The sequence below is a fragment of the Pseudomonas avellanae BPIC 631 genome (assembly GCF_000444135.1).
GTDB lineage: Bacteria > Pseudomonadota > Gammaproteobacteria > Pseudomonadales > Pseudomonadaceae > Aquipseudomonas > Aquipseudomonas avellanae.
In genome coordinates, this window is record NZ_ATDK01000242.1 from 42,477 (window position 1) to 59,956 (window position 17,480).

The window sequence follows — 17,480 nt, forward strand, 5'->3', positions numbered from 1 at the left end:
TTCGGACGCGATCAGGCTGCTTTCTGCACCCGGGGTTCAATAGGAAGAGGTAACGCTGAAGCTTAGTTACCGGTTATGACCGTTTAGTTAGTCATGCATAAAACAAGCCCGTAGCAATGGACATCAATTGCCGGACAACCTGACTACCGTTGGTCGCTTGATCGATTTTTTTGTCAGCCCTGATGGCGCTAAAGGTGGCAGCTTCTATCGAACGCCCCAAAGCGAGTGAGCCAGGTAACACGCGCAGGCAAGCAGTAACATAGTGCGCGTCTTAACGTTACCCGTAACGAGTGGCGATATGCCCGTGTTGAGGCGGCTTATCCTGGCAACTATCCCTGACAAATAGTCCTGGCAACTTTTCCATCTGTGTCATCCCTCCTTAACGCAAAGCCGCTTTAATCGAGCTCGATAGCGGGTGTCCGTTAGTTACCAGGCCCCGTGCCTCTGCCTCATAGTCAGGCCAGCTCGCACCAGCATGACCCGCGGCGCAGCTCGTGCATTCAAGTGAGCAGCAGTTGTCGCTTCGATCTTTCTGGTGACCAAAGGAAGGAACAGACAATGACCTCTGTCAGCAAGATAACCACTGAAAAACCAACCGATCCGGCAGACGCCAAGGCCTGGGAACAGGCCGTTCAGCAGTCCAGGGATGCCGGTATCCAGTGGGAGTTGCCATCGGATGACAAGCGTTCTGCGCAGGAAATCATTGACGATAACCCGCTGCTCAAAAGTCTCGGCGGGCGAGGCGACCGTAGCGAGGCCAAAAAGAATCTGATCGCTCAGGTGGGTGATTACACCAAGGACTCGAACGCTGCATTTCGTGCGGTACAGCTGCTCGAACACATCGAAACCTTCGACGCCAACGGTAACCGTCTGGCCAGTAACGACATCGGTAACAATCGCATCGACGGCTACACCAGCAGCAGCGACGCGAAAAATGGCACCGAGGCAGGTCGTTTGAAGGACTTCGGTAAATTCGGCTTCTCCAATCTCAAGGGCACACTGCACGAGGTCAGATCGCCAACTGATGATCCTGCCACTCGTGAGCAGGCCGAGAAACTGGGTATCCAGTGGGTTCGTCCCCAAGGCGATGATCGCGACGCGCAGGCCATCATCAACGGCGACCCTTTGCTGAAAAATCTGGGTAACCAGAGCGACGTCAAGAACATGCTCAAAGAGCAGGTCGGTGATTTTGAAAAGGACGCTGACGCAGCTTACCGTGCCACGCAGGTGCTGGCCCACATCGAACAGTTCGACGGCAACGGTGCGCGCATTGTGGGTAACGATGTTGCCAACGGCAGTATCAATGGTTTCACCAAAAGTGGCGAAGCGAAGAACGGCACCGAGGCGGGCCGCCTGCAGGATTTCGGCAAGGACGGCTTTGCCAGCCTCAAGGGCGAGATGACCAATGTTTCGGCGGCCGGCGACAACCAGCAAACGCGTGAACAGGCCGAGAAACTCGGGTTTCTGTGGGAATTGCCCAAGGACGACACGCGTTCAGCTCAGGACATCATCGACGAAAACCCTCTGCTCAAGAATCTGGGCAACCAGAGCGGCGTCAAGGACATGCTCAAGGAACGGGTTGGCGATTTCGAGAAAGACGCCAACGCCGCTTTCCGAGCGGTCCAGGTACTTGACCGGGTGACGATGTACAACGACAAGGGTGACATTCAGTCAGGCGGCGGTGCCTTCAACAGCAGTGTCGATGGCTTTACAAAGGGTGCCGAAGCCAGGCACGGCACTGAGGCTGGCCGTTTGCAGGACTTCGGCAAGCTGGGTTTCGACGCCTTGCCTGAGCTGAAAAAGACCGAAGACATCACCAGCTACAAGGATTTTCTCAAAGCCAACCCTGACGCCGACGCTGCGTCGAAACAGATCGCCAGGTATGCAGCGATCCTCGACGAGAATTACGACGCGATCAAAGGCAAGACCGGTTCGGCCGACTTCAATTCGGAGGCGCTGGCGGCTTACAACAAGCAAAACCCTCAGTTGGGCAAGGAGGTCAGCGAAGCACTGGATTTCTGGTCGCAGCCTGGCGCCTTTGCGCTGCTCGACAACGCGAAAAACCCGCTTGAACAAGGCACGGACGGCAAGGCCAGCCGCGGTGATGTGCAGGCTTTTATGAAAAACACTGCGCCAAAGGAAGCGGGGGCGGTAGGCACGCTGCTGGAAGCCGTCGCCGAAGGCAACCTGCTTGGCAAGGTCAATACCGATGCGCTCAACCAGGACGTGTTCGAGCATCCGCAAAACTATACGGCAGAGCAGAAGGCTGCAGTACTTCAAGAACTCAAGGCTGCACAAACTCTGATTGTTCAGGGCAGCGGTGCCGGGATGTGGAAGGACGACAAGTCCAAGGTCCAGATTGCCAACAAGGTCAGCAGCCATCCCGACCCGCAGAAGCTGCTTGATGATGTCAACAGGCATATATCGGTGCTCGAAAAGGACGCCGAAGTGGTCATCTACAACGAGAACGCCACCAGTGAGTTGAGCAAGGTCCTGGACGGCAGCGCGGGCCTCAAAGAGGCGCTGCAAAGTACATACGACAACGACATCAAGACCGGTAACGCGCTCGATAAACTCTGGGACGCCAATACCAAGGATGGCAAGACCGATCAGCAAGGCGCGCTGGCGCAGTTCTACAGCTCGGCACAAAGCGTCCAGGACGCGCTGGGCTTCAGCAAGCCGGGTGAAATTCAGGAAGCTGTGCAGAAATCCGCGCACAACAAGGATTTTGAAGCGTTCTACGAAAAATCGCTGGTGTCCGGTGAGCGTCTCAAAGAGCTGCTGAAGACTGAAAGTTTTGAAGTTGGGACCAGCCAGTTCAGCATGGAGGTGGCCATGTACAACGCTGCGCTGAACCCGGAATTCACGGGCAAATATGACGACAAACTGACCGAGAACTACACTGCTATTGCGCAGCAGAATGTCTTCAATGAGGCCAGCTTCAACGACCTGAAGAAGGCTTTCGGCAAGGAAGGCGGCGAAGCACTGGACGAGGCCAAGGTCAAGGCGCTGATTGACGAGATCAGCAAGAGCAACCCCGAATTGCTGATGAACGCAGATGGCAAACCTGCCACGTCCGACCAGATTCTGGGCGTGTTCAGAGGCAACTGGGATTTGCTGCGCCAGGGCACCAAGTCCATTTCCGAGCTGGGCCTGTTCAGTGAAAACTCCTCGATCAAGGCGGCCTCCGGTGCCGGTGTCCTGCATGGCGTCAGCGGTCTGTTCATGGCCGGGATCACTATCGCCAAGGGCGCAAACGGCGCCGGTGCCCTGACTGATCGGCAGATCGTCGACATCACGACCGGTTCGGTGCAAAGCGCAACGTTGCTGGCCGAGGGCGGTATCAAGAACGTGACAACACAGTTCAAAGACATCAAGGAGATGCTTGAGCCGGATGTCTACAAAGACATAACAACCAACCTGTCGAAACTGGAAAACGGTGCCAAGGGGCTGGGCGGCCTCGCGGGAGTGGCCGCAGGTGCCTATGGCATCTTTGATGGCGTGAAGTCGATCAGGCGAGGCGAACTGGTCGGCGGCGGCATGAGCATTACCGCAGGCTCCCTGGGGGTCATGGCAGGCCTGGCGTCAGCGGCCGAAGGCGCAGCAGGTGTCATGCAGCTGACCGGCAGCGTGGTCCGCGCCTTGCCACTGCTCGCGGGCAGTCTGGGAATTGCGGCTGCCGGTGTGGGTGCACTGGCGCTGCTGATTCCGGGTTTGATCGAGGAGGGCAAGCAGGAAACCCGTGTGGATCGTTTCTCCGACCATCTCAGGGACTACCTGACCCAGTACGAGATCGACGGCGTGGAAAACGGTGACATCTACGATGTGCCTCTCAGCGAGTGGCCAGGACCGGAGGAGAGCACTATCGCGTCCTGACTGAATCAGGCTGGGTTACGCCCAGCCTGATTTACCCCCCGTTTCGAGACACCTCCGTTTCATGCCTCTGGCCCGGTCTTGATCAGTTTTTCATTAACGTCTGACAAATTTCAAACATCCGCTCCCTGATGATGGCCATCGTTCGCGCTTGGCGAACGAGCTTGCGCCTCGATCAATCAGGTACACGACATGAATAAACTGCCACAAATAACCCTGGCGTTCTGGATCATGAAGATCTGTGCGACCACTCTCGGTGAAACGGCGGGCGACTTGTTGTCGATGACGCTGAATGTCGGGGATGCGCTCAGCTCGCTGATTCTGATCAGCCTGTTTGCGGCCACGCTGGTCACCCAGCTTGCGTCCAGGCGCTATCACCCGATGCTTTACTGGCTGGTCATTCTTTCTACCAGCACTGCTGGCACCACGATGTCAGACTTCATGGACCGCACGCTCGGGCTTGGCTACGCAATGGGCTCCACGGTTCTGATAGCCATGTTGATCGCTGTTTTTTGCGCCTGGTACGCCAGCGAAAAGTCGCTGTCGGTGGACAAAATCACCACGTTGAAAGGCGAGGTTTTCTATTGGGTCGCGATTCTCATCTCCAACACATTGGGCACAGCACTGGGCGATTATCTGGCCGATGATTCGGGCCTGGGCTTTGCGGGAGGGGCGTTACTCATTGGTTCTGCCATCGCGTTGGTCATCGTCCTGCACTACACGACCCGACTGTCTTCGATCATGCTTTTCTGGGTCGCTTTCGTGTTGACACGGCCGTTCGGTGCAACACTGGGCGATGTGCTGACCAAGCCTCACGAGAAGGGCGGGCTGGATTTCGGTACGGTAGGGTCGTCCGCCGTATTGCTCGCTGTGTTGTTGCTGCTGGTCGGGTTGGCGACCTATTACAATCGCAACCGCAAAACTGCAGTCATTGACAACAGACTGCCGGACAGTTGATTGGGCAAACCCTGCTCATACCTTGAGCAACTCGCTCAGTGCCTTGTCCAGCTGCTCGGCACTGAACGGTTTGGCAACGCAGCGCTGGTCGATCCACACGTCGGGTATCCCCAGCCTTCCGTAGCCCGAGCAAAACATGAAGGGGATGCCGCGATGGGCGATAGCGGCGGCGATCGGAAACGAATTACCGCCGATGATGTTGATGTCCAGTATGGCGAGGTCGTAGTCGCCATTGCGGGCGTATTCGATGCCGTCGTCCAGCGTGCTGGCGTGATAGGCCGTGGCGAAACCCAGGTCTTCGAGCATCATTTCCATCAGCATCGCGAGCATCGTCTCGTCTTCCACCAGCAATACCCGTTGGGGCGGGCGCTGGTTGTCTGCATTTGAATTCATAGACTGCTTTCCGGCTTTTCTGGCCAGGGGATCAGCATTGACCAACTGACACCTGTACTGGCGAACTTGATGTCGACCTTGCCTTTGAGTTCGCGCTCGATACTGCGGCGTATCAAACGCAGGCCAAAGCCTTTTACCGTGCTTGCAACGACCGGTGGGCCGTCTGTTTCCAGCCAGTCGAGACTCAACGTGGGCGGGTTGTGATGACTGTTAAAGGTTGACGCCACCGTCACCTGACCTGCAGATGATGACAGCGCACCATGTTGCAATGCATTGGCCATCAGCTCGTGAAGCACCATTGAAAGCGTCAGGGAAATCCGCGGTTCCAGTCTGACCGGGTCACCTTTGAAGGTAATCCGGTGCTGCCCGCCGTCCACTTCTTGCAGCTGTTCCAGCAGATCGACCAGCTCGGTGGACATCCACTCTGCGCGTGCCAGCGCATCGTGCGCCTGGCTCAGTGCAAACAGGCGTGCATCGAAGCTTTTGCGAAAGGAGTCGAGTGAAGCCGAGCTGTTTACCGTAAGAGAAGCGATAGCCTGAACGGTTGCCAGCGTATTTTTGACCCGGTGATTCAACTCGTTCAACAATCCCGCGCGGGTCAGGCGATCTTCCAGTTGCTGACGCTCCAGCTTGCTGGAAATCGACTGCGCCAGGCGGTGTGTGGTGCCACTCTGTTTCAGGAAGGTCGACTCGCCAATCGTGTCCTGCCCTTGGTGCATGGGCAGCGTGAAGGAAAACACACTGCCTGAATCCAGCGAGCTATCGGCCCATAAACTCCCGCCGTGAGCGGTGATAATGCCCTGGCAGATGTACAGCCCCAAGCCGTTGCCACGCGGGTTGCCTTCTTTCACGGACCAATAGCGCTGAAAAATATAGGGCAGGTGTTCCGCCGGAATGCCGATCCCGTCATCACTGACCCTGAACAGCACGTCGTTGCCGTCGGCGACTGCGTCAATGTTGATTCGACCGCCTTTGGGGGTGAACTTGATCGCATTGCCCACCAGATTCGACAGCACCTGAAAGATCCGTTCCGGGTCCGCGTCGATCACCAGGCCCTGCGCAGAGGTGCAATTGAGCTCGATATTCTTCTCGGTCGTCAGCATGACCAGCAGGCTGCAGGCTTCTTCAAGCAGGCTGGTGACACTCAGTGCAAGGCGCGACAACTGATAACGGCCAGCCTCGATCTGCGCGGTGTCGAGCAGATCCTCCAGCAGGCTGTTCATGCGCGTTGTCGCTTTCTCGATAGTGCCCAGAGCGCGACGGATGTTGCGGTTTTCAAAATTAGTGTCGCCGACCGCCCAGCGCTGCATCATGCCGCATTGCATGATGATGATAGACATCGGGTTGCGCAGGTCGTGGGAAACCACCGCAACCAGTTCGTCACGCAAGCGAACCGCTTCCTGCTCGCGCTGCACCTGGCGTTCCAGGTCACTTTCCAGGGCCGAGCGGCGAATGTCTTCCGCGCCATAAAGATCTGCCCGCGACCAGGGGCGGGCGATGCCGGTGACTTCCTGCTGCCAGACATCGAACGATTGCCGTGGGCGCAGGCGATGGCTTGCCGAGCCTACCGGGCTGGTACTGACATGATGCGCCGGGTTGCCGCTCCAGTTCATGGTGGAGGCAAGCTGGGAGCGAAACCACATGACGGCATTGTCGACCGGCTTGGGCAGGATAAAGGCAATGACCCCGCTGGCAGTCTCGCGGTAGGCGGCGCTCTCGGGGTGTTCCCTTTGCATCGAGTCAGTGTGAAACACGCCCAGCCCTTGCAGGCCCGTGGCACGCTCTTTAGACCGCTGTCGGGTGAGGCCGGTGTCACGAATCCACTGGTAAAGGGCTCGAACCTCCTCGGCCGTGGGGCACTGGCCGAACAGATGAACCCGGTCGTCAATCAGTACGGCAGCGCCATCGGCCAGGGTCAGGGTCTGAAGCAGTTCCGGACGGCTCACCAGACCGTGGAGGATTTCATGGTCGGCGCGATTCATTGCATCCGCCAGTTGCCCGAGCAGGACGACTTTTTCTTCGCGCTCGCGCTGGATGTGAGTGGCGACGATTGCGGAAATCTTTACTGACAATAACTGGCCGATCATTGCGCAGGCATCGCGCAGTTCTCTGGACACCAGCAGCGGTTCGGGATGGCTGCAGGTAATCAGCCCCCACAGCTCGCCGCCGTCCAGAAGCGAGATACTCATGGATGAGCGCACGCCCATGTTTTTCAGGTACTCGCAGTGCACGGGGGACACGCTGCGCAGTGTCGAGAAGCTCAAGTCCAGCGGTTGCCCGGTCGCGGGACGCAATGTCGGTATCAACGCCACAGGAACATAGGTGGCATCGGGGATGACCCGAATCCAGTTCAGGCGATACAGCTCTCGCGCCTGGGCGGGAATGTCGGAACCCGGGAAGTCAGGCCGCTGTAGCTGGGCAGGGGGCCGGTGAGTGCCTGGGCAACGACCTTGCCATGACCTTCGGGCTCGAACCGGTAAATCATGACCCGGTCGTAACCGGTGAGCGCCTGAATCTCGTGCACGCCGATGTCGAACAGCGTCTCGAGGGTTGTGGCGGCCTGCAGATTGCGCAACACACGGGTGATGATTCTGGACTGTTCGTGAGCGGCTTCGACAACGGCCTCCAGCTCGATGATCAGTACATCCCCGGCCCGGCTCAGCGACGCACTGTAATCTACGGCCCTCACCGTGAGTCGTATCGGATCGCTGTTGGGCATCGCAGGCTGGCTGTACGCTTGATTGATGAGCATTGAGTGTGCTGGCGACAACAGGATCGAAAGGGGCTGGCCCAGCAGTTCACCGCTTTCCAGGCCAAGACTCTTCGCGCAATTGGCGCTGACCTGCTCGATGCACAGCGGATCACCCGCAACGCTGAGCAAGACGCCATGCGGCTGAATCGCGCCTGGGACCCGGATCGGCTCACGTGCACATTCGGCAAGCGCTGCTTCAAGCGCTGCATCGGGATTCGCGTCCCGTGTGTGCTCGGTCATTTGCATCCACTCCATCTGATACTTCAACCGGAAACAGCCAGCCACTGTGCTTGCCACACGGTGCATTGGTGATGCACTACGAGGGATTTGAAGAGGTTTTCGTCACTCACAGCAAAGCTTCGGGCGGCTAGCGGCCCAGATTGACAGCGCAAGAAAATGCGAGGTTGCCGCGAAGGTGCGGCGTGGAGACCTGGATGATGCGCTCTGCTCATGCAAGCCAGAGACGGAAGGAAGTGTGGCCACCATAACAGGTGCCGGAGCGATGCGTGGCTTTAACTGGTTTTTTCGGACGGTATACGTTCATTACAAAAAAGCCCCGCCAGACGAGGTCTGGCGGGGCTCTGCTTCAAGCGTTGATTGCCTTAAAGCGCCATGTCACTGGCCGGGTTGCTTTTTGCTGGCTGGGCAGCAGGCGTTGGAGCCGCGCCTGCCTTGTTCACCGGCGGTGGTGGAGTCAATTGCAGGACTTCGGCTGTGTAAGCCCATTCCTCGGCAACGCGATCCGGGTTGTTGTTCAGCTTGGTGCCGTAGCTAGGCACGATCTGGCGCAGTTTTTCCTGCCAGGCCGGGGTCGCTACCTTGTCCTTGAAGACCTTCTCAAGCACGCCGAGCATGATCGGCGCTGCTGTCGAAGCACCTGGCGATGCGCCCAGCAGACCGGCAATGGAGCCGTCCTTGGAAGCAACGATTTCGGTACCCAGCTTCAGAACGCCGCCTTTTTCTTCGTCACGCTTGATGATCTGCACGCGCTGGCCAGCCTGCATCAGACGCCAGTCTTCTTTCTTGGCGTTCGGGAAGTACTGTTGCAGAGCAGCGAAACGATCGTCGTCAGACATCATCACCTGACCGGCCAGGTATTCGATCAGCGGGTACTGTTCGATACCGACGCGGGTCATTGGCCACACATTGTGCGTGGTGGTGCTGGTCAGCAGATCGAAGTACGAACCGTTTTTCAGGAACTTCGTCGAGAAGGTCGCGAACGGGCCAAACAGGATCACGCGCTTGCCATCCAGAACTCGGGTGTCCAGGTGGGGAACCGACATGGGTGGCGCGCCAGTCGACGCGATGCCGTAGGCCTTGCCCATGTGTTGCATGGCCAGGTCCTGGTTCTCGGTGACGAGCCACGAACCGCCAACCGGGAAGCCGCCGTATTCCTTGGCTTCCGGGATGCCCGACTCTTGCAGCAGGTGCAGAGCAGCACCGCCGGCGCCGATGAACAGGAACTTGGTGTCGGTTTCGGTGGTGGTGCCGTCTTTCAGGTTCTTGTACTTGACGCGCCAGGTGCCGTCGTCGTTATGAGTGATGTCTTTGACTTCGCTCGACAACTGCAGGTTGAAGTTGGACTTGGCTTTGAGGTTACCGACGAACTGACGGGTGATCTCGCCGAAGTTGACGTCGGTGCCGATCGGGCTCCAGGTCACGGCCAGCTTCTGCGCCGGGTCACGACCTTCCATCATCAACGGGACCCACTTCTTGATCTGCTCGTGGTCTTCGGAGTACTGCATGCCGCTGAACAGCGGGCTGGCTTGCAGGGCTGCGTAGCGCTTGCGCAGGAACTGGATGTTGTTGTCACCCCACACGAAACTCATGTGCGGTGTGGAGTTGATGAACGAACGCGGGTTCTTCAGAACGCCGGTCTTGACCTGCCAGGACCAGAACTGACGGGAAATCTGGAACGCTTCGTTGATCTCGATAGCCTTGGAGATATCAACGTTGCCGTTCTTGTCTTCCGGGGTGTAGTTCAGTTCGGCCAGTGCCGAGTGACCGGTACCGGCGTTGTTCCAGCCGTTGGAGCTTTCTTCGGCGACGCCATCGAGGCGCTCGACCATTTCCATCGACCAGCTTGGCTCCAGCTCGTTGAGCCAGACCGCCAGGGTTGCACTCATGATGCCGCCGCCGACGAGCAGTACGTCGACTTTCTTGGTTTCAGCCGCCTGCACAGGCATCAAGCCCATGGAAATGGCCATACCCAAAAGGGCCGTATTCACTTTTTTAAACATTCTGCCATCCATTTGATAAACGCCATCCGCCGACTATTCCTCAGGATCAGGCCTGTCACACGCATCGAAGCCTGCGACAAACGCTCGCACCCAAAGGGACTAGAGGTGGACATACAAGGCCAATATAATACCGCTCGAGGCCTCAATTTATGTCCTGCTGCGCTGACTTCTTATCATCATTGGATTCAGCGTCATGAGTGACATTTGCTCTATTGGCATGCTGCGCTGCCCCGGGAATCGTTACCCGGAAAGCGGCTGCAGACACACCTTGTCAGCCTGTTCACGGAGTCTGAGACGCCGCATTGGGGCGTGGAGGCACGTTTGACGCGTCATTTATGCACGCATGCTGCGCCACACCCACGGTGCCGTATCGGCAAAGACGCGGCATTTTCGCATAATCTGCACCCCCGTTGCGAGATGCCATCATCAAATCAGGCTTGAATGCCTTGATTTAGACGCTTCAAGGTTGACCCAGTCGCTGTCTGTATCGTCATTTCGCCCCAGGTCTTTAGCCCGCCTGGCGGAATGCACCCAGCCTTTTGCCTGAAATTTCCCCCGGCTTTCCCCACTCAATGGCATTCATGAGCCTGGTTCATAAGGGCTTGTGGGCGTCCGCGGCTAATCAACGTTCCTGCTGGCTGTTAGGGTCAACAGTCGGGTGTCGTGTACAGAGGCTGCAATCTCTGCACACAGGTACCCCGTCAATGAGTTGGAACTTTACCCGCGCTCGCCAGTTAAACAGTTACCGGTGATAGCGTTTTGGCTCTTATTGCCGACGACAGCAACGTGTCAGCGAGCGGCCTGTATGCATACGGTTCAGGTCCGGGCCGCTGACCACACCATAACGTCCGTCGCTTTATAGCAGCGTCGGCTATTACCGAGTGACCCTGATGAGTGAACCCAAGAAGCACAAGGACGCTGCTGTGGACGACAGCGCTGTGCAGCCATCGCGCCGCAATTTTCTCAAGTTTGGCGCTTCAGGCATTGCTGCCGCCACGCTTTCCACCTGGATCCCTTCCGACGGCCTGCTTCAGGCAGCGCCTGTTGCGCCGGTGCTGCCGGTCGTAGAAGAAAGCGGCGCACCCGCTGCCGGAGAGCACCGTATTCAACTGAAGGTCAACGGCCAGGTGCATACCCTGAACGTTTCGGCCAATGCGGTATTGCTCGATGTGCTGCGTGACCGCCTGCAACTGACCGGCACCAAGAAAGGCTGCGACCATGGCCAGTGCGGAGCCTGGACGTTGCTGGTCAACGGCATGGCAATCAACTCGTGCCTGTCCATTGCGGTTCAGCATCAGGGCGACAGCATTACCACCATCGAAGGCCTGGCCGAGAACGGCAAACTGCACCCGGTTCAGGAAGCCTTCTGGGAACATGACGCTTACCAATGCGGCTACTGCACTTCGGGGCAGATTATGAGCGCGGTCGCGATTCTCAAGGACCCCAATCTTGGGGCCGATGATGCCAGCGTGAGAGAGGCCATGAGCGGCAACATCTGCCGCTGCGGTGCCTACAAGAATATTCTGTCGGCCGTGCAGTCGGCGCGCTCGAAGATGGGAGCAGTCTGATGCGCACGTTCGATTATTCGCGGGCCGCGTCGCCCGCACAGGCTTTCAGCACGGCGTCGGGTCAGGGTCAGCGTTTCTATCTGGCAGGCGGCACCACGTTGCTGGACCTGGTCAAGCTGGACGTCATGCAGCCCGAGCAACTGTTGGATATCAACCATCTTGCGCTGAAACAGGTCGAATCGCTGCCTGATGGGCGTCTGCGTATCGGTGCGCTGGTCAGCAACACTGACCTGGCGAGCCACCCGCTGGTGCAGCAGCGTTACCCGGTATTGTCCGAAGCGATTCTGGCGGGCGCCTCGACCCAGTTGCGCAACAAGGCCACCACCGCGGGCAACCTCCTGCAGCGCGTGCGTTGTCCGTATTTTCGCGACAAGGTCTCGGCCTGCAACAAGCGCCAGCCCGGTTCTGGCTGCGCAGCCATCGGCGGCCTGAACCGCAGCGTGCATGCGGTGCTGGGCACCAGTGATCACTGCATTGCGACGCACCCCTCGGACATGTGCGTGGGCATGGCGGCTATCGGTGCGCAGGTTACCGTTCAGGGCGCCAACGGCTCGCGGGATATCCCGTTTGCCGACTTTCACCTGTTACCGGGTGATTCCCCGCAACGCGAACACGCACTGGCGGCCCAAGAACTGGTCACCCATGTAACCCTGGATGCACCGCTGGCGGGCAGTCGCTCTTCCTATCTGAAACTGCGGGACCGCACGTCGTACCAATTCGCGCTGGCGTCGAGTGCAGTGATTGTGGTGATGGACGGCAAGCGCATTACCGATGCGCGTATCGCGCTGGGTGGCGTCGGCACCAAGCCGTGGCGGGCCGTTGAGGCCGAGCGGGCCTTGATCGGCCAGCGCGCCGACATGGACACCTTCGCTCAGGTCGCAGCGCAGGCGATGAAGGGCTCGCGTGCCTACGAACACAACGCCTTCAAGATCCCGCTGGGTCAGCAGGTCATCGTCCGCAACCTTCGTGACCTCACGGCCTAGGAATTTCTCATGAGCGATAACATAATCGGCAAGCCGCAGCGTCGTATCGACGGCGGCCAGAAAGTCAGTGGTCAGGCGCGCTATGCGGCTGATCACCCCATGGACAAGATGCTCTATGCCTATGGCGTCTACAGCACGATTGCCAATGGCCGCGTGGTTGCCATCAACGATCAGCAGGCGAAGGCAATGCCTGGCGTGGTGGATATTTTTCACCACGGCAACTTTCCCACCCTGCACCGCACCCCGAATACCAAGCTGAGCTTTGCCAAAATGCTCTCGGCCAGCAAGGCTGACGAGCATCGTCTGCCGTTCGAGGACGACAAGGTGTACTACCCCGGCCAGTTTGTGGCGCTGGTGGTTGCTGAAAGTTTCGAGAAGGCGAGGGCGGCTGCCGATCGCGTAACGGTCGATTACGACGAGCGCCCGGCCGTCAAGGACCTGCAGGAAGGCTTGCGCGTGAACGGCACCCGTGATGGCGGCGCCGGCCACAACCGTGGCAACCCGGACAGCGCGTTTCAGCGCGCAAAAGTGAAAGTCGATCAGACCTACACCACGCCGGTTGAGGTGCATAACCCGATGGAAATGCACGCCAGCACTGCGTGGTGGCAAGACGGCAAACTCTTCGTCTACGAAAGCACTCAGGGAGTGGTCAACCACCGCAACCTGCTGGCCAACGTGTTTGACCTGTCGCCCGACCGGGTGGAAGTGCGGGCACCGTTCATAGGTTCAGGCTTCGGCGGCAAGCTGTGGCCGTGGCCGCATTCGGTGGCCGCCTGCGCGGCTGCCCAGGTCACTGGTCGCCCGGTGCAACTGGTGCTGCCGCGTGCGCAGATGTTCACCACGGTGGGCCATCGCCCCGAAACCCGTCAGCGCCTGCGCCTGGCCACCGATGCCAGCGGCAAGCTGACGTCGATTCGTCATGAGTCGCTGAACAACACCTCGATGCTCGATGACTACACCGAAAACTGCGGTGGTGTGACCAAAAGCCTGTATTCCTGCGAAAACGTAATGGTCAGCCACAAGATCAGCCCGATCAACCGTGGCACACCCACGTCAATGCGTGCGCCGGGCGCGGCACCTGGCCTGTTTGCCCTGGAGTCGGCCATTGACGAAATGGCTCTTGCCAGCGGCATTGACCCGCTGGCGTTTCGCAAGCTGAACCTGTCCGACAAGGATCAGAGTGTCGGCTTGCCGTGGTCCAGCAACCACTTGCCGGAGGCTATCGACAAGGCTGCCGAGCGTTTCGGCTGGCAGGCGCGCAAGGCCGCCGTAGGCTCGATGCGCGAGGGCGATGAAATCATCGGTTACGGCATGGGTGCGTGCAACTGGGAAGCCTATCAAGTGCCGACCGATGCGCGGGTGGTGTTGCGTTCAGACGGCACGGCGCTGGCGCAGTGTGGCTTGCAGGACATTGGCACCGGGACTTACACCATCGTCGCCCAGACCGTCAGCGAGTTGACCGGCATCCCGATTGAGCGCGTCGAGGTGGAATTGGGCAGTTCGTCCTTTCCGCCAGGCCCTGTTTCGGGTGGCTCCTGGGTGACCGCCAGCGTGATGCCGGCCATTGCCGGGGCCACGCGTGAAGCGTTGCAGAAGCTGCGCCAGTACGCCATCAGCAAGGGTGCGGTGTTTGCCGGGCAGGACCCTGAGTCGATCAAGGTCAAGAACGGTCAACTGGTCGTGGGTGAACAGCGCGCCAGCTTCGTCGATGTTCTGAAGGGGCAGCGCCTGTCGCGCGCCGAGGGCAACTTCCAGAGCGGTATGCCTGAAGCGGGCAAGTATTCTTTCCGTTCGTTTGGCGTGCATTTTGTGGAGGTGCGCTGGGATCCGGGTATCTCCAGCCTGCGCGTGTCGCGGGTAGTCAGTGCGATTGATGTGGGCAAGGTGATCAACCCGCTGGCGGCGCGCAATCAGGTCGAAGGCGCGATTGTCATGGGCATTGGCATGGCACTGTTCGAAGCCGGTGAATACGACCCGCGCAGCGGCATGCCGGTCAACAACAACTACGCCGAGTACGTGGTGCCGGTGCATGCGGATCAGCCGGACATCGACGTCCTGCTGCTCGATTACCCCGACTACAACCTGGGCGAGTTCGGCGCGCGGGGCATTGGCGAAATCGGTGTGACCGGGCTGGCCGCTGCGGTGGCCAATGCTGTTTATCACGCAACTGGCAAACGGGTGCGCAGTCTTCCCATCACCAAGGAAAAACTGATGGCAGGGTTGTAACGATGAAACAGCTCGACTTGCAGGTTGTGCAACAGGCACGGGACTGGCTGGCCGGTGGCAAACCGGTCTGGCTGTGCACGGTGCTTTCCACGTTCGGCTCGGCCCCGCGTGGGCCGGGGGGCCATGCTGGTGGCGCTCGGCAGCGGCGAGCATCGCGGTTCGCTGTCTGGTGGCTGCGTGGAGGAGGATTTTCTTGAACGTGTGGCGGCCGGGCAATTTCAACCGCTCAATCAAGTGGTTCGCTACGGTGATGGCGGATTTGCACCCACGCGCGCCTTGCCCTGCGGCGGTGTACTGGATGTTCTGATCGAGTTCGTCGCGCCAAGTCCCGAAGCCGACGCGCATCTGGCGGCCATCGAACAGGCGCTTGCCGGGCGTGAGCTGGTAAGCCGGGAAGTGCACTTGGGCGGTGGGCTGAGAGACATCCGGCCTGCCACGCTGGGCGAGGCGCGGGTGCAGGTAGACGGCGAGCGCGTCAGCATTCGGATGGGGGCGGTGTATCGCGTGTTGCTGGCCGGGCTGTCGCCGGTTGCCGAGTTCTGCGCCAGCTTTGCCGTTTCGATGGGCTATGAGGTGATCGTCTGTGACCCGCGTGTCGAGATCACAGCAGGGTTTTCGATGCCGGGCGTTGAAGTGCGCGGGGTATTGCCAGCGGTGTTCATCGCCGAGGGCGGCTGTCACAGTTCGACGGCGGTACTGGCCTTGACTCATGACCCGAAACTGGATGACTTGAGCATGCTTGAGGCAGTACGCACCGAGGCGTTTTACATTGGCGCGATGGGGTCGATGCGCACCAGCAGCAAGCGTATCGAGCGCCTGGCCAGAATCGGCGGGCTGGACAGCGAGGTGCTGGAACGGATTTACGCACCCATCGGCCTGAACCTGGGCAGCAAGACACCTGCGGAGATCGCCATTGCGGTGATGGCCGATATCCTGAGGGTCGCCAACGGCGTCAGTCGCGCCCGGCTGTAAGGTGTTGCCGGCAAGCGATTGCCAGCGCTGATCGGGTGTCTGCATCGCGCAGCACGCCGGGGTCTTCACAGTTCATGACGTCGCACAACGCGGGGCTGTTGATGATCAGGGCCTTCGCGCCCTGGTCACCTTCGAGTGCCAGCAATTGGCGCCAGAAGCGTCGTCCGATGATCACCGGATGACCGCGCTGCCCTTCATGCATCGGCAGTGCAATGCGCTGTGGGTCAGCCAGTCTGGCCAGATCGCGCAGGGTCTGTGGCTGAATCCACGGCATGTCCGCGAGCAGAATGGCTACTGCGTCGGCGGATGAGTCCAGCGCTGCGGTAATGCCGGCTGCAAGGCTATGGCCCATGCCCAGATCTGCGTGTTCGCTGCGAATAATTGTCACTTTCGACGGAATGCCCAGTGTTTGAACCTCATCGTCCTCGCGCAGGACGACGCTTGTTTGGGTAAATACCTTTCCGGCCGTTTCCAGGCTGGCCGTCAGCAAGGTACGGCCGCAGGGCAGCAGCGCCTTTCGTTTATCACCGTCAAAACGCCTGCTGCGGCCTGCGGCGAGGACCAGGGCGAACACTTTGGGTATCTGGCTGTCTATGCTGCTCAATCCGAAACCTTATGCGTGGGTGGGTGACAGGGTTGTGCAGTCTGCCTGCCGCTGCACGATGCAGTATGGCGTGGCGCACGCACAATGCCTTATTTCGCTGCCTTGACGGTAGCGGCACGAACCATGTTTTCCGAGGGTAACAAGTGGACAATCACATTCGTCCGGTCGAGCTGGAAAAGGCCTACCGATTGCTCAACCACGGCCCGACCGTGCTGGTGTCCTCCAGTCATGAAGGCATCCATAACGTCATGGCTGCGGCCTGGGCTTGCGCGCTGGACTTCTCGCCGCCCAAAGTGACGCTGGTGATCGACAAGATCACCAAGACCCGTGGGCTGGTGGAAAAAAGCGGTTACTTTGCGTTGCAGGTGCCCAATCTGGATCAATTGCAGATGACCTTTGACGTCGGCACCCAGAGCAAGGTCTTTACCCCCGACAAGCTGGACAAGGCCAATGTGGACCTGTTTCGTATCGAGGATCACGACACCCCGCTGGTGGCCGGATGCTCCGCCTGGCTAATCTGCAAAGTCATCCCCGAGCCGCATAATCAACAAACCTACGACCTGTTCATTGGCGAAGTGATCGGCGCCTGGGCGGATACCCGCGTGTTCAACGACGGGCATTGGCAATTCGAAACAGCCGATCCGAAATGGCGCAGCCTGCACTACATCGCAGGCGGGCATTTCTACACGATTGGCGAGCCTGCGGTAGTGGAAACGGGCGAGGAATAGTCGCCCCGAACGTGCGGGAAGATCGGACGCGGAGCGTCCAGAACGGCATGCCGACGCAGAGCGTCGCACGATAGTTGAAGCAGTTTGGACTATTGCTTTCGTGAGCAAGCTCACTCCCACACGCGATTGCGTGGCCTCTGTGGGAGCGAGCTTGCTCGCGAATGCAGGCTGACTGATCAGTAGA

The 17,480-nt window shown here is 59.2% G+C and carries 9 protein-coding genes and 2 pseudogenes; 7 read left to right on the forward strand and 4 right to left on the reverse strand.

The window, feature by feature from the left end; translation table 11 throughout:
- The first annotated feature begins 558 nt into the window (after positions 1 to 558).
- Together DW49_RS0113230 and DW49_RS0113235 are read left to right on the forward strand one after the other, a co-directional pair.
- Positions 559 to 3,876 carry a type III effector HrpK domain-containing protein gene (locus DW49_RS0113230; RefSeq protein WP_005617843.1) on the forward strand — a complete coding sequence of 1,106 codons (3,318 nt, stop codon included), beginning with the start codon at positions 559 to 561 and terminating at the stop codon, positions 3,874 to 3,876.
- A gap of 189 nt (positions 3,877 to 4,065) precedes the next feature.
- A complete protein-coding gene (locus DW49_RS0113235; protein WP_005617844.1) occupies positions 4,066 to 4,830 on the forward strand; it encodes a COG4705 family protein in 765 nt (254 codons plus the stop codon).
- 15 nt (positions 4,831 to 4,845) lie between these two features.
- Here DW49_RS0113235 and DW49_RS0113240 read toward each other — a convergent pair whose 3' ends face one another.
- From DW49_RS0113240 to mqo, 3 genes and pseudogenes are all read right to left on the reverse strand, one after another.
- On the reverse strand, positions 4,846 to 5,223 hold the full coding sequence (locus DW49_RS0113240) for a response regulator (protein ID WP_003377079.1): 378 nt from the start codon (positions 5,221 to 5,223) through the stop codon (positions 4,846 to 4,848).
- Positions 5,220 to 8,215: pseudogene (locus DW49_RS01000000128345) on the reverse strand (ATP-binding protein). Before DW49_RS01000000128345 ends, DW49_RS0113240 begins: the two are co-directional and overlap by 4 nt.
- Positions 8,216 to 8,577: 362 nt before the next feature.
- Positions 8,578 to 10,215, reverse strand: a complete 1,638-nt coding sequence (gene mqo / locus DW49_RS0113250; protein ID WP_024419937.1) for a malate dehydrogenase (quinone) — start codon at positions 10,213 to 10,215, stop codon at positions 8,578 to 8,580.
- Between the two features lie 890 nt (positions 10,216 to 11,105).
- Between mqo and DW49_RS0113255 the strand changes: the two genes are divergently transcribed.
- The 4 genes and pseudogenes from DW49_RS0113255 to DW49_RS0113270 all read left to right on the forward strand — a co-directional run bounded on the left by DW49_RS0113255 (position 11,106) and on the right by DW49_RS0113270 (position 15,964).
- Positions 11,106 to 11,783 carry a (2Fe-2S)-binding protein gene (locus DW49_RS0113255; protein ID WP_024419936.1) on the forward strand — a complete coding sequence of 226 codons (678 nt, stop codon included), beginning with the start codon at positions 11,106 to 11,108 and terminating at the stop codon, positions 11,781 to 11,783.
- The gene (locus tag DW49_RS0113260) at positions 11,783 to 12,766 is read left to right on the forward strand and encodes an FAD binding domain-containing protein (protein ID WP_005617847.1); all 984 of its coding nucleotides are present in this window, start codon (positions 11,783 to 11,785) and stop codon (positions 12,764 to 12,766) included. The genes DW49_RS0113255 and DW49_RS0113260 overlap by 1 nt, the downstream gene beginning before the upstream one ends.
- Before the next feature lie 9 nt (positions 12,767 to 12,775).
- Entirely contained in the window at positions 12,776 to 14,992 is a 2,217-nt protein-coding gene (locus DW49_RS0113265; RefSeq protein WP_005617848.1) for a xanthine dehydrogenase family protein molybdopterin-binding subunit, read from the forward strand.
- A gap of 2 nt (positions 14,993 to 14,994) precedes the next feature.
- Positions 14,995 to 15,964 (forward strand): annotated as a pseudogene (locus DW49_RS0113270) (XdhC family protein).
- Here DW49_RS0113270 and DW49_RS0113275 read toward each other — a convergent pair.
- Complete coding sequence (locus DW49_RS0113275; protein ID WP_005617850.1) at positions 15,945 to 16,568, reverse strand: nucleotidyltransferase family protein; 624 nt, start codon at positions 16,566 to 16,568, stop codon at positions 15,945 to 15,947. The pseudogene DW49_RS0113270 and the gene DW49_RS0113275 overlap by 20 nt on opposite strands.
- Positions 16,569 to 16,711: 143 nt before the next feature.
- Here DW49_RS0113275 and DW49_RS0113280 point away from each other — a divergent pair, with 143 nt between their 5' ends.
- Positions 16,712 to 17,296, forward strand: a complete 585-nt coding sequence (locus DW49_RS0113280) for a flavin reductase family protein (protein WP_005617851.1) — start codon at positions 16,712 to 16,714, stop codon at positions 17,294 to 17,296.
- Positions 17,297 to 17,480: the final 184 nt, after the last annotated feature.